Raw genomic sequence first — 12,508 nt, 5'->3', positions numbered from 1 at the left:
GCCGGGCAAGCAAACCGGTTCAGCTGTCAGCCGGCGGTAATGGTCGAGCGCGCCATCGTGAGCGCTTTGCAGCGTGGTCGGTGGCGCACGCGGCCAGTGCTACCGCAGCGATCGCCATGGCGCTTGCGCCGTTGCCGTCCCTGCACTGCATCGACGCGTGCGCCGCAGGGCACCCGCGCCCTACAGCGACAGCTTCGAGCGCTTGGGCAGCTGCGCACGCAGGAAGGCCATCTGGTCCGACAGGATATTGCGGTTGGACAGGATCAGGTGCTCGATCCAGCTCGGCCGGTACGGCACCGCCAGCAGCGGCATGTGCGCCTGCTGCGGCGTGCGGTTGGCCTTGCGCGAGTTGCACTGGAAGCACGCGGTGACCACGTTCTCCCAGGTATCGCGCCCGCCCTTGGAGACCGGCATGACGTGGTCGCGGGTGAGGTGCGGGCGGCTGAAGTGCTGGCCGCAGTACATGCACAGTTGCGAGTCGCGCGCGAACAGGGCGGTATTGCTGAGCGTCGGGGTCGGGTCCAGCGCACGCGAGCGGGCGTGGCCGCGCGCGGCGATGATCGGGTGCAGCTCCAGTGTGCTGCGCTCGCCGGTCACCCGCGAAATGCCGCCGTGGATCTGCATGCAGGGCTCGCCCAGCGTCCAGGACACCGCATCGCGTGCATACAGGCAGGCGGCATCCTGCCAGTTGATCCAGTCCAGCACCCGGCCGTGCGCATCGAGCGACAGCAGGCGCAGGCTGGGAAGTGGCTGGATCGCAGCGACAGCGCTGCCCGCGACCGGGGCAGAGGCGCCTCCGGGGAAGATCACATCACATACGTGCGTGTCTGTCTCCATCGGGACAACAGCTTATACCCGATCGTTGACAGTTTGTGTATCGCGGCGAACGGCGTTGGCGCGTGTCTTGCAATCAAGGGCCAGCACGTCCCCGCCCAGCCGCTCCGGCGGCGATGCCGCCGCGCTGCGCCACCAATGTTCAGACCCGTTGCAGGCCTCACTTAGCCACAGGAACTCACTCGGGCGCAACGTGTTGCCGATCGGTACCGCCTCGTCGCGGCCAGGTCCGCTCCTACGACAGCGGCGAAATCTTGCGATGTTGCCGTAGGAGCGCACCCGGGCGCGATATCTTGCCGATCGGTACCGCCTCGTCGCAGCCAGGTCCGCTCCTACGACGGCGGCAGACCCGGGCTATGCGATGGCGCTCAGCCTTCGCCGAACAGCTCCGCGTCCAACGTCATCAACGGCGCGGCGCCGCTGCGGATGGTGGCGGCGTGGGTCAAGGTGCGCGGCAGGATGCGGGCGAAGTAGAAACGCGCGGTCTCGCGCTTGGCGCGCTTGAACTCCTCGCCATGGGCCGACGCGTCGGCCGCGGCAACGCTGCGCGCCCACCAATACGCCAGCACCACGTAGCCAGAATAAAACAGGTAGTCGTAGCTGGCCGCGCCCAGCTCGTCGGGGTTGCGCGCGGCGCGATCGAGCACGTCGCGGGTCAGCATGGCCCATTCGCTGGCCTTGTCGCGCAGCGGCTTGATGAACTCGGCCAGTGCCGCGTTGCCTTCCTGCGCATTGGCGAAGGTTTCCAGATCGGCCAGGAACAGCTTCAGGCCGGCAGCCTGGCTGGCGGCGGTCTTGCGGCCGATCAGGTCCAGCGCCTGGATGCCGGTGGTGCCTTCGTAGATGGTGGTGATGCGCGCGTCGCGCGCCAGCTGCTCCATGCCGTATTCGCGGATGTAGCCGTGGCCGCCGAAGCACTGCAGCGCGTGGTAGGTGTTTTCGATCGACCACTCGGTCTGGCAGGCCTTGGAAATCGGGGTGAGAAAGCTCACCAGCGTTTCGGCATCGGCGCGTTCTTGCTCGGATTCGCCGCGGTGGGCCACGTCGACAAGGCTGGCAGCGTGCAGCGCCAGCAGGCGGCTGCCTTCGGTCAGCGACTTGATGGTCAGCAGCATGCGGCGCACGTCCGGATGCACGATGATCGGGTCGGCCGGCTTGTCGGGGAATTTGGCGCCACTGAGCGCGCGCGACTGCAGGCGCTCGCGGGTGTAGCGCAGGGCGTTCTGATAAGCGCGCTCGGACAGCCCGATGCCTTGCAGTCCCACGCTCAGGCGGGCGGTGTTCATCATGGTAAACATCGCCTGCAGGCCCTTGTGCGGCTGCCCGACCAGGTAGCCCTGAGAGCCTTCGAAGTTCATCACGCAGGTCACCGAGCCCTTGATGCCCATCTTGTGTTCGATGGAGCCGCAATGCAGCGCGTTGCGCTCGCCCACCGTGCCGTCACGGGCCACCTTGAACTTGGGCGTGACGAACAGCGAGATGCCCTTGGCGCCGGCCGGTGCGTCCGGCAGCTTGGCCAGCACCAGATGCACGATGTTGTCGGTGAGGTCGTGCTCGCCGGCGGTGATGAAGATCTTGGTGCCGGTGATGGCGTAGCTGCCGTCGGCGTTGGGTTCGGCACGGGTCTTGAGCAGGCCCAGGTCGGTGCCGCAATGCGGCTCGGTCAGGCACATAGTGCCGGTCCAGCGGCCGTCGATCAGCGGCTTGAGAAAGACCTCCTGCTGCCAGGCTTCGCCATGCTGGCGCAGCGCTTCGGTAGCGCCATGCGAGAGCAGCGGGAAGTTGCCCCAGGCCAGGTTGGCCGAGTTGATCATCTCGTTCAGCGGCACACCCAGCAGATGCGGCATGCCTTGGCCGCCAAACTCCGGCTCGGCGGTCAGGCCATTCCAGCCGCTGTCCACGAACTGGTCGTAGGCGGCGCGGAAGCCGGGCGGAGTGGTCACCGCATGGGTGCTCTTGTCGAAGGCGCAGCCGATTTCGTCACCCACGCTATTGAGCGGCGCCAGCACTTGCGAGGTGAAGCGGCCGGCCTCTTCGAGCACGGCGTCGATGATGTCGGTGCTGGCCTCCGTGTAGCCGAGGCGGGCGAACAGCGCTTCGGCGCCAAGCACGTCGTGCAGGGCAAAGCGGAAATCGGTCAGCGGGGCGGCGTAGCTGCTCATGTGGGATCCTTGAAGCGGGTGCGGGAGGGCGTGCGCGTCAGCGCAGCACGCCGTTGAGGCCGGGGGCCGGGCTGAGCGTGTTGCGCGATTCCACCGCGAACTCGCGTTGTTTCTTGTCCTGGGGGGTGGCCCAGACGGTGCCCTTGAGCGTGTACGGCAGCGATCGGCCACCGGCCAGCACGTCGGCCACGGTGATCCGCCCCAGCGAGGTGGGCTGCACGGTGACGGTGACGATATCGGCGGTTTCCGGGCCGATGGACATGCCCACCGCCTGGTCGAGCTTGCCGGCCACCTGCTCGCCGGCAGAGATCTCCAGCGCCACGCGCTCGAACTGCATCGGGATGCTGCTGTAGTTCTGCAGGCGCAGGTCGACCGACCAGTTGCCATCGGCGCGGACGGTGAGCTGCTGGATGCTGGCGGCCGGCTCGGACACGCGGCGCACCGCGCCGCCGCAAGCGCTCAACAGCAGGCCACAGGCCAGCGACACGATCAGGAGGCGGGAGGCACGATGCATGTAAGGGATCCTTGGCGGCTGAGGCGGCGCCAAGAATACTACGCAGTACGGACGCCGCCTTGCGCCCGATGCCAGCCCCGCCTGCCCGGGAGCAGGGTGCCCGGCTCACAGCACGGGCGCGGCCACGATCAGCGGCGACAGGTCGTAGCCCATCTGCGTGGCACGGGCCTTGAGCTGCTCGAACTGCGCACGCGGCATCTGTGGCGAGCGCGACAGGATCCACAGATAGTTGCGATCCGGCTCGCCGACCAGCGCCCATTGATAGTCCGGGTCGAGCGCGATCACCCAATAATCGGCCCAGACCAGCGGCAGCCAGCTCAGCCATTCGGGCGCGAAGCGTACCTGCAACTGCCCCGGATGGCCGTCGACCGGTCGCGCCACGCCATCGGCCTGGGTCAGGCTGCCATCGGCGGTGCGGCAGCCATTGCGCACGCCGATCAAGCCATCGTCGCGCAAGGTGTAGCTGGCGGTGATATCGCTGCGGCACTTTTTCTGAAACGACACCGGTAGATGCGCGATCTCATGCCACTGCCCTGCGTAGCGCGAGATATCCAGCTGCGGAACCGCGCGCACCGTTTGCTGCGCGGACGCAGCCAGTGGCAGCAGGGCGAGGCACGACCACAGCAGGCAAGACAGGCGCATGACGATCTCCGATGGACGCGCGCAGGCTAGGCGATGCGCCTCCCTGCGCGGCGTGAACCGGTGCAAGAAATCAGGCGACGCCACCACCCTGCAACAAAGTTGGTCACAACGCTTGCCCAAAGTGCGCCTGCTCGCTATGATGCGCCTCCTCGCAACGCAGGCATCGCGTTGCAGGTAGTGGCCGAGTAGCTCAGTTGGTAGAGCAGGGGATTGAAAATCCCCGTGTCGGCGGTTCGATTCCGTCCTCGGCCACCATTTTCAAGCCTGCGTTCGCAAGGCTTTCCGGTTAGATCCGGATCCGTCGTCTTCCCCTCGTTGCACGTTATGTTGTCCCAGCCCGGGGCGATTGCGCTAACGCGTGCGTTTTCATGCGTGCCGGATATCGGCGCCGCGCTGGCATCGACGCTGTGGCGCGATGGCAATGCTGCTCCGCTGTCCAGATCGTCCGGCTGCAGCTGCTGTTGCGCATCTGTGCGGATGTTGCAGCGGGTTTCCACGTCATCTTCAACCTGGCGCGGCAATACTGTGCGCATGACGCACAAGACTCTTCGACGCACCTTGATCCATGGCTACTGCGGTGAATTCCGCGTGGAGACCATGGAAAGTCAGGCCCCGGGCGACACCCGCTGGCTGTCGACCGCGTTCGTTTATCACCGCGACCGTGCGGCGCCGGTGGCCACCATCGAGGGCGCCGGCGAAGGCGAGTATCGCGGTGACGCGCGCGAACAGGCATTGCGTGTGGGATCGTGCCTGGCAGATTTTCTGGACCCGAAGGAGTACCGGGCGGGCCCGGCCGAAGAGGGTTAGCAGCTCGCCGGTTGGTGCGGGCGCCTGGTGCGCTCCGGCGCGGCGCCGCGCCGACGCGCATCAAAGCAGCGCCACGCAGTGCAGATGGGTGTGCAGGCCTTTGCGCAGGATGCGATAACTGTCGCGATCGAAGTCTCCCGGCGCCGACTTCAGTTTGCGCGCGGCGGCCAACGAGGCCGTGCTGCCCAGGTAGTGCCAGTCGCGCAGCACGTGGAACTGGGTCAGATGCGCGCCCTGTTCCTTCACCGCCACGGCGCCGGGAAATGGCCAGACGGCCTGTTCCAGGTGCCCTAGCGCGTCGCGCAGACGTTCCTCGTGGTCGCCCAGCGTTTCCGCTCCATGGCAGGCGCCGGCGCAGCGTTTGAGCATGGCGCGGAAGCATGGCCGGCCGGCAGCGACGCTCTCCAGCCCCAGCAGTCCGTAGCAAAGGCGGTCGCGATCGGCCAGCCGCCGTAGTGTCTCCTTGGCGGCGCGCGGGCTCGAGTACAGCCCGTACAGCCACGGTGTCAGCGCGGGGTCGCTCTCGGCCGAATGCACGATGGACACCTCGCCGCGATACAGCCGGATCGAAAACTGGCGCGGCACGCGGCGCAGCTTCTGGTTGTACAGCGGCCGCATCGATTTGATCAGTTGCGACTCCAGCAGTTGCGCGCCCAGATCGCCGGCCATTTCGATCACGCTCACCCGGCGGGTCTGACGCAGCAGCGCGGCTTCGCGGGGCGTACGGAAATGATCCATCACCCGTCCGCGCAGATTGATGCTCTTGCCGATGTATAGCGGCAGTCCGTCGTCCTGCCCGTGGAAAAGATACACGCCCGGCGTGGCGGGCAGGGTTTCCAGCGCGCTGCGCAGATGCTCGGGGTAGGTGTACTCCACCGGGCTCAGGCCGCGCCGGGTGCGCTCACTCCGGGCCATGGGGCGACCGGGGCTGCAGTGAGTGGCAAGCGCCGGCGTGCTCGGGCCGATGCGGACATGCCGATCGATGTGTGGTGTCTGCGATCGCGCTGATGCGCGATGCAGGTGCGCTCATGCCGGGGCGGCATCGTGGCCGGGTGGTGTGTGTCATCGGGCGCGAGCGTGCCAACCCGCCGTCTCATCCGATGAGACTCGGCCGCTGCCGCTGCCGCTGCAATCAACACCGCGCTACTTAGCGATTGTTGCCGCCACCACTGGCCTGACCACCCTTCTTGCCGGCTTCGCGTGCCTCTGCGGAGCTGAACTCGTGCGCGTTGCCGCTTTCATGAGCCGCCTGGCCGCCCTGGGCCGGCGGCGAGGCATCCATGTTGCGGCGATAGACGAACAGGCGCGGCGCCTTGGCTGCCTGTGCCGGGGCCTGGCGTTCGCCGGCGATCAACGAGAATCCGATCTCGGCCAGCATGCGCGAGAGCGCGTTGGCGTTGCCGCGGCCCGGGTCGCTGATCACGATCTCGCACGCGGGTTTGGCCAGGGCGGGGATCAGCTTGGCCAGCATGGTGGCGTGGCGGGTTTCATAGAGCACATCGCTGGCGATGATCATGTCGAACTGCCCCATGGTCGGCGCGCAAGTGTCCCAATCGAGCCGGCGATACGGCACCGCGTCCAGCCCGTTGAGCGCAGCGTTGTAGGCCAGGAACACTTCCGCCAGCGGATGGTGGTCGCTGGCCACCACGTCGGCGCCGCGCCGGCGCAGCACCAGGCTCGCCAGCCCCAGCCCGCAGCCGAGCTCGAGAATGCGCCTGCCCTCGATCGGACGGGTGGCCATCGCCTCGGCCAGCAACTGGCCTGCTGGCCACACCTGGCCGAACAGGCTCCACTGCGCCGAGGAAATGCCGGCGTCGGCAGCGGCCTGGTCCGGGTCGGCGTATTGCTGCTTGTCCGCCAAGGCGCGGATGACGTAGGTCTGCTGCCCGAAGGTCAGTTCGTGAATCTGGGTCTGGTAGCCCGACATGGTGGCATCGCATGGGTGGCCAGGCATCAGCACCGGCAGGGAAGACGCACGCGCGACGCCGCCGCAGTGGCAGAGCGAAGGCGCAGGAGCTGCAAACAACCCGCGCATGCTACGGCAAAACGGCGCGCACGCGGTCGCGTGGGTCTGCGTGGGAGGGCAGGGCCGCTGCCGGAGTGCACGGCGACCCAGCCGGTTGCATTCGGTTGCATCGGCGCGCGCGGCCGTACGGCAAAGGCTCATGGATGTGACGGGTCAACTCACCGGGCCCAACTAGAATGTCGCCACGGGAATAGCCCCGCGGAGAACACCACTTGAACGATTCCCGTCACGGAGAGCTGCGCGCGCCTCATATCAGCGAATCCCGCAGCCTGCCTGTGGAGAAGCACCGCTCGGATATCTTTTTTGCCGCCGTGGAAACCACGCGCATGCCGATGACGGTGACCGACCCGCATCTGCCGGACAATCCGATCGTGTTCGCCAATCGCGCGTTCCTGGAAATGACCGGGTATTCGGCCGACGAGATCATCGGCAACAACTGCCGCTTCCTGCAGGGCCCGGAGACCGACCCGGCCAGCGTGCAGGACGTGCGCGAGTCCATCGACAACCGCCGCGAATTCGCCACCGAGGTGCTCAATTACCGCAAGGACGGGTCCTCGTTCTGGAACGCGCTATTCGTCTCGCCGGTGTTCGACGACAAGGGCAACCTGGTCTACTTCTTCGGCTCGCAGCTGGATGTGAGCCGCCGCCGCGACGCCGAGGATGCCTTGCGCCAGGCGCAGAAGATGGAAGCGCTGGGGCAACTCACCGGTGGCATTGCGCACGATTTCAATAACCTGCTGCAGGTAATGTCCGGGCACCTGGAAGTGATCCAGATGATGGCGGCCGCCAACGCGGGCAGCAATGCCGATCGCATCGCGTTCAGCGCCGAACATGCGGCCGCGGCTGCGGCCAAGGCCGCCACGCTCACCCAGCAATTGCTGGCGTTCTCGCGCAAGCAGAAGTTGCGCGGCCGCGTGGTCAATCTCAATACCCTGGTGGCGGGCATGAACAACATGGCCGAGCGCGCGCTGGGTGGCGGCATCACCTTGCGGCAGTTGCTCGAAGAGGGGCTGTGGAATTGCCAGATCGATACCACGCAAGCCGAGGTGGCACTGCTGAACGTGTTGATCAACGCACGCGATGCAATGGCGCAGGCCGAGCGTAAGGAAGTCACGGTGCAGACCCAGAACGTGGAGATCACCAGCCACGATCTGGCAATGCATCACCAGCTGGCGCCCGGACGCTACGTGAGCATCGCGGTGAGCGATACCGGCAGCGGCATGCCGCCGGAAGTGGCCAGCCGCGTCATGGAGCCGTTCTTCACCACCAAGGAGGAGGGGCAGGGTACGGGCCTGGGGCTGTCCATGGTGTACGGCTTCGTCAAGCAGTCCGGCGGCACGGTGCGCATCTACAGCGAGGTGGACCAGGGCACCACGGTACGCCTGTATTTCCCGGCTTCCAGCGAATTCGAGAACGACTTGCAGGCGGCCAAGAGCCGCGCGATCGACAAGGGTGGCGACGAGACCATTCTGGTGGTGGAAGACAAGCAGGACGTGGCGGTGGTGGCCAAGATGTTCCTGGAAAATGCCGGGTACCGCATTCTGTCCGCATCGAGCGGGCGCGAGGCGATCGAACTACTGGAACAGCACCCGGAGGTGGATGCGTTGTTCACCGATCTGATCATGCCCGGCGGCATGAATGGCGTGGTGCTGGCACGCGAAGCGCGTCGCATGCAGCCCAAGTTGAAAGTGCTGCTGACCACCGGCTACGCCGACGCCAGCATCCAGCGGACCGACGTGGGCGGTGCGGAATTCGACGTGGTCAACAAACCCTACACGCAGAAGGAATTGCTCAAGCGCATCCGCATGCTGCTGGATGGCCCGACTGGCGTGGGTTAGGCGCTGGAGGGGCAGGGGCGATGGCGTTGATCGGCATCGCCTGCATATGACAGCGTCTCGGGCGAGGGGGCATGTTGGCCGATCGGTTGCCGGTGCAGCCCTCGCCTGATTGGCATTCAACAAGCCGGGCCGCAACCACTCCGAATCCCCAATCTCCAATCCCCAATCTCCGCCCAGCTATTCCTCGCCCAGCGGTGCCACATAGCCTTCGGGCTTGTCGGCATTGCGGTCGAACAGGAACTTCTGCAATTCGGCCTCGAGAAACGCGCGGTGCTTGGGGTCGCGCGGTGACAGCCGGTTTTCATTGATCAGCATGGTCTGGTGTGCCAGCCACGCCTGCCAGGCGGTCTTGCCGATGTGCGCGAACACGCGCTGGCCCAGCTCGCCGGGGTAGGGCACGAAATCCAGGCCGTCGGTGTCGCATTGCTGGTACTGGCAGAACACGGTGCGGGACATGCGAATTCCTTTGAAGGCGTGCTTAAAGCGTGTCGAGCAATTTGCGGATCGGTGCCGGCAAGCCCAGCGAGCCGAGATCGGCGCGCGCCACCCAACGCAGGTCGTCATTGTCGCGCACCGTTGCGCGCAGCGCGACCTTGCGCAGGCGCAAGGGCTGCAGGTGCAGCCGGTAATGGCTAAAGGTGTGCACGAGCGGCGCCATCGCATCGGCGCGTTCGTAGTTGCCTTCGATGTGGGTGGCGAACCAGCTGCGCAGGCCGCTGTCGGTCTCCGCCTGCGGCAGGGTCCACAACGAGGCCCAGATGCCGGTCGGCGGGCGGCGTTGCAACAGGATCTCGCCGTGCAGGTTTTCCAGCAGCAAGGCGGTGGCTTCGCGCTCGGGCAGCTCCTTGCCGGGTTTGGGAGTGGGCAAGGCATCCACCAGGCCGTCGCGGCGGGCGACGCAGTCCTGCTGCAGCGGGCACACGATACACGCCGGTCTGGCGCGCGTGCACAGCGTGGCACCGAAATCCATCTGCGCCTGCGTGTAGTCGGCCAGTCGTCCCGCCGGCACATGCGCAACATGGGCCCAGGCCAGTTGCCATAGCTGCTTTTCCACCACCGGCAGGCCGGGGTAGCCGGCGATGCCGTGGACGCGCGTGAGCACACGCTTGACGTTGCCATCCATGATCGGAAAACGCTCGTTCCAGGCCTGGCTCAGGATGGCGCCGGCCGTGCTGCGGCCGATGCCCGGCAGCGCAAGCAATGCATCGAAGTCGCGCGGCAGCTCGCCATCGTGCAGGGCGACGCAGTGTTTGGCGGCGGCATGCAGGTTGCGCGCGCGGGCGTAGTAGCCCAGCCCGGCCCAATGCGCCATCACGGTGTCATTGTCGGCTGCCGCTAGATCCGCCAGCGTAGGGAAGCTCGCCACGAATTTATGGAAATACGGAATGACCACCGCCACCTGGGTCTGCTGCAGCATGATCTCCGACAGCCACACCCGGTACGGCGCACGTGGATGCTGCCAGGGCAGATCGTGGCGACCGTGGCCGTCGAACCAGTGCAGCAGGCGCTCGACGAAGGCATCAGCAAGGGGCGTGGCGTGGTCGGCTGGCATGGTGCTCTGCTGGCGGTGGAGGGCAAGGGTGTCGGGAGGGGGAGTGAAGCTGCTACGCGCGTGGTGCGGCGCGTCCACTCACCACAGCGGAAACGTCATTCCGACCAGGCACCGTTCGCAGAAACATCCCGCATCCCCAGGCCAATGCGGTGGTGTGGGCACACGGTACTAAGCCACCGACGCATCAGCGCGGACTGGCGTGTGCAGTGCTGCAGGCAAGGGCTGGCAAACGTCAGTACACGTCGTGCCTGCGACCAGTCACACGATACCTGCTGCATGTTGCAACCAGCCCGCAGCGCTTGCGCGTACAGCGGTTGCAGATGCGGGCTGGCATCTTCCAATCAACCGCCCAAGGCGTCCGGCAACAGTGCGTCGACGAAGGCGACCGGGTCGAAGACGCGCAGGTCTTCCGGGCGTTCGCCGATGCCGGCAAAGCGGATCGGAATATTGAACTCGCGCGCCAGCGCAAACACCACGCCACCCTTGGCGGTGCCATCGAGCTTGGTCACGACCAGGCCGGTGACGCCGACCGCCGCATGGAACTGGCGCAGCTGCGAGATGGCGTTCTGGCCGGTGGTGCCGTCGATGACCATCAGCACTTCGTGCGGCGCGGCGGCGTCGATCTTGCCGAGCACGCGGCGGATCTTGCCCAGCTCGTTCATCAGCCCGGTCTGGGTGTGCAGGCGGCCGGCGGTGTCGGCGATCAAGACGTCGGTGCCGCGCGCCTTGGCGGCCTGCAGCGCGTCGAACGCCACCGAGGCGGCATCGGCATTCTGCCCCTGCGCAATCACCGCCACACCGTTGCGGTCGCCCCAGGCCTGCAGCTGCGCCACGGCAGCGGCGCGGAAGGTGTCGCCGGCGGCCAGCATCAGGCTGTTGCCGTCGTCCTTGAAGCGCTTGGCCAGCTTACCGATGGTGGTGGTCTTGCCAACGCCGTTGACGCCGACGGTGAGCACCACGAAGGGCTTGTGCGAGCGGTCGATGACCAGTGGCTTGGAGACCGGCTGCAGCAACGCGATGAGATCGGCGCGCAAGGCCTTGAACATGGCCTGGGCATCGACGAATTCGCGCGACTTCATGCGCTTGCGCAGGCCTTCGACCAACGCGGTGGTGGCGCCGATGCCGACGTCGGCGGTGATCAACGCAGTCTCGATCTCGTCGAGCAGGTCGTCGTCGAGCTTGGGGTTGCGCGAGAACAGGCCACCGAAGCTGCGCGCGAAGGTGCTGTTGCGCAGGCGCTCGCGCCAGCCGGGTTTGCCCGCCGGTGCAGCCGGCAGGGCGTCGCGCTGGCCGACGATGCTGTCGTCCTGGGTGGCCGGCAGCGGACTGCTGACGATGGCCGGTGCGGTGACCACTGGTGTCGTGCTCGCGGCCGGGGCGGCGGCAGGCGGTGCGGAGGCGGCAGGCGGTACGACGGCGGGCGGAGCAGCAACAGGCGGTACGACAGCAGGCGCAGCGGCAATAGGCGCAGCGGCAACAGGCGTCGCGACGACCGGCGTCGGGACCGGCGCTGCGGGCGTCGATGGTGGCGATTGCAACAGCGACTGCGCCGGTGTTGCAGGTTCCGCGGGCGCCGTTGCCGGCGAGGTCGGTACGCCGTGTGGCTGCGCCACCACTGGCGGCACCACCACCACCGGCGCCGGTGCGATGGGTGCGGCGGCAGGCGCCGGGTCCGGTAGTGCCTGCAAGGCCGATGGGGCCGGCGCCGCAGGGGCGGGCGGCGTGTTCGGCACCGCCGCCACGCTCTGCGCCTGGCCGGTGCGGGCGGCGATGTCGCGTGCCAACGCCTCAGCCGGTGTGGCGGGCGCGGCGTGCTCGGCGGCCGGCGTTGGCGGGTCCGCCGCTACCGGTGAGGGCGTGGGCGCTGGCGTAGCGGCAGGTGCTGTGCCGATCTGCGCAGGTGGCAGGGCCTCGACGGGCGATGCAGGGGTGGCGGCAGACGGCGCGGTGGGAAATGCGGCTGCCAGTTCTTCCAGGCTGTAGCGCGAGGTACGCGAGCTGTCGGGCGTGGTGGGCTTGTTGCGGCGAAAAAAGCTGGCCATTGGCAACGCAGTAGGGGAAACCCGAAATTCTACCATCGGGGTCCGGTCTCACCTTGACGCGCCCTTCAGTGGCGCCCCTCGCCACCACGGC

At 67.0% G+C, this 12,508-nt stretch carries 10 protein-coding genes, 1 tRNA gene and 2 pseudogenes; 3 read left to right on the top strand and 10 right to left on the bottom strand.

Features of this window, described 5'->3' with window-relative positions; genetic code table 11:
* Window positions 1–180 precede the first annotated feature (180 nt).
* From ABQZ09_RS09180 to ABQZ09_RS09165, 4 genes are all read right to left on the bottom strand, one after another.
* Entirely contained in the window at window positions 181–837 is a 657-nt protein-coding gene (locus ABQZ09_RS09180; protein WP_228313969.1) for an HNH endonuclease, read from the bottom strand.
* Between the two features lie 365 nt (window positions 838–1,202).
* Entirely contained in the window at window positions 1,203–2,996 is a 1,794-nt protein-coding gene (locus tag ABQZ09_RS09175) for an acyl-CoA dehydrogenase C-terminal domain-containing protein (RefSeq protein ID WP_349776734.1), read from the bottom strand.
* A 37-nt stretch (window positions 2,997–3,033) separates the two neighbouring features.
* Complete coding sequence (locus ABQZ09_RS09170) at window positions 3,034–3,510, bottom strand: LEA/WHy family protein (RefSeq protein WP_349776733.1); 477 nt, start codon at window positions 3,508–3,510, stop codon at window positions 3,034–3,036.
* A 105-nt stretch (window positions 3,511–3,615) separates the two neighbouring features.
* Window positions 3,616–4,152: a lipocalin family protein gene (locus tag ABQZ09_RS09165; protein ID WP_184554945.1), complete on the bottom strand. Its 537-nt coding sequence runs from the start codon at window positions 4,150–4,152 to the stop codon at window positions 3,616–3,618.
* Window positions 4,153–4,331: 179 nt separating this feature from the next.
* Here ABQZ09_RS09165 and ABQZ09_RS09160 point away from each other — a divergent pair.
* Together ABQZ09_RS09160 and ABQZ09_RS09155 are read left to right on the top strand one after the other, a co-directional pair.
* Window positions 4,332–4,407: transfer RNA gene (locus ABQZ09_RS09160), tRNA-Phe, on the top strand.
* 276 nt (window positions 4,408–4,683) lie between these two features.
* The gene (locus ABQZ09_RS09155; protein WP_228313965.1) at window positions 4,684–4,959 is read left to right on the top strand and encodes a hypothetical protein; all 276 of its coding nucleotides are present in this window, start codon (window positions 4,684–4,686) and stop codon (window positions 4,957–4,959) included.
* 60 nt (window positions 4,960–5,019) lie between these two features.
* Here the strand turns inward: ABQZ09_RS09155 and cho are convergent, their stop codons facing one another.
* The 3 genes and pseudogenes from cho to ABQZ09_RS09145 form a co-directional block, all read right to left on the bottom strand.
* On the bottom strand, window positions 5,020–5,874 hold the full coding sequence (gene cho / locus ABQZ09_RS09150; RefSeq protein WP_349776732.1) for an excinuclease Cho: 855 nt from the start codon (window positions 5,872–5,874) through the stop codon (window positions 5,020–5,022).
* A 232-nt stretch (window positions 5,875–6,106) separates the two neighbouring features.
* Window positions 6,107–6,223, bottom strand: a pseudogene (locus ABQZ09_RS19890) (KGG domain-containing protein); the annotation flags it as partial.
* A pseudogene (locus ABQZ09_RS09145) lies at window positions 6,221–6,886 on the bottom strand (class I SAM-dependent methyltransferase); the annotation flags it as partial. The pseudogenes ABQZ09_RS09145 and ABQZ09_RS19890, both read right to left, overlap by 3 nt.
* Before the next feature lie 311 nt (window positions 6,887–7,197).
* Between ABQZ09_RS09145 and ABQZ09_RS09140 the strand changes: the two are divergent.
* Window positions 7,198–8,823, top strand: a complete 1,626-nt coding sequence (locus tag ABQZ09_RS09140) for a hybrid sensor histidine kinase/response regulator (RefSeq protein WP_184554937.1) — start codon at window positions 7,198–7,200, stop codon at window positions 8,821–8,823.
* A gap of 177 nt (window positions 8,824–9,000) precedes the next feature.
* Here ABQZ09_RS09140 and ABQZ09_RS09135 read toward each other — a convergent pair whose 3' ends face one another.
* The 3 genes from ABQZ09_RS09135 to ftsY form a co-directional block, all read right to left on the bottom strand.
* Window positions 9,001–9,279: an oxidative damage protection protein gene (locus ABQZ09_RS09135; RefSeq protein ID WP_039410902.1), complete on the bottom strand. Its 279-nt coding sequence runs from the start codon at window positions 9,277–9,279 to the stop codon at window positions 9,001–9,003.
* 22 nt (window positions 9,280–9,301) lie between these two features.
* A complete protein-coding gene (mutY, locus tag ABQZ09_RS09130) occupies window positions 9,302–10,375 on the bottom strand; it encodes an A/G-specific adenine glycosylase (protein WP_349776730.1) in 1,074 nt (357 codons plus the stop codon).
* Between the two features lie 341 nt (window positions 10,376–10,716).
* A complete protein-coding gene (gene ftsY, locus ABQZ09_RS09125; protein ID WP_349776729.1) occupies window positions 10,717–12,417 on the bottom strand; it encodes a signal recognition particle-docking protein FtsY in 1,701 nt (566 codons plus the stop codon).
* Window positions 12,418–12,508 lie beyond the last annotated feature (91 nt).

It is taken from the genome of Xanthomonas sp. WHRI 6106, from assembly GCF_040202405.1.
Taxonomy (GTDB): Bacteria; Pseudomonadota; Gammaproteobacteria; order Xanthomonadales; family Xanthomonadaceae; genus Xanthomonas; species Xanthomonas cannabis.
This window is presented reverse-complemented; position numbering and strand designations above follow the sequence as displayed.

Excerpts from the sequence above, each read along its gene's own strand:
- ABQZ09_RS09180 (WP_228313969.1), bottom strand. The coding sequence starts at position 837 with ATGGAGACAGACACGCACGTATGTGATGTGATCTTCCCCGGAGGCGCC.
- ABQZ09_RS09175 (WP_349776734.1), bottom strand. The coding sequence starts at position 2,996 with ATGAGCAGCTACGCCGCCCCGCTGACCGATTTCCGCTTTGCCCTGCAC.
- ABQZ09_RS09170 (WP_349776733.1), bottom strand. The coding sequence starts at position 3,510 with ATGCATCGTGCCTCCCGCCTCCTGATCGTGTCGCTGGCCTGTGGCCTG.
- ABQZ09_RS09165 (WP_184554945.1), bottom strand. The coding sequence starts at position 4,152 with ATGCGCCTGTCTTGCCTGCTGTGGTCGTGCCTCGCCCTGCTGCCACTG.
- ABQZ09_RS09155 (WP_228313965.1), top strand. The coding sequence starts at position 4,684 with ATGACGCACAAGACTCTTCGACGCACCTTGATCCATGGCTACTGCGGT.
- cho (WP_349776732.1), bottom strand. The coding sequence starts at position 5,874 with ATGGCCCGGAGTGAGCGCACCCGGCGCGGCCTGAGCCCGGTGGAGTAC.
- ABQZ09_RS09135 (WP_039410902.1), bottom strand. The coding sequence starts at position 9,279 with ATGTCCCGCACCGTGTTCTGCCAGTACCAGCAATGCGACACCGACGGC.
- mutY (WP_349776730.1), bottom strand. The coding sequence starts at position 10,375 with ATGCCAGCCGACCACGCCACGCCCCTTGCTGATGCCTTCGTCGAGCGC.
- ftsY (WP_349776729.1), bottom strand. The coding sequence starts at position 12,417 with ATGGCCAGCTTTTTTCGCCGCAACAAGCCCACCACGCCCGACAGCTCG.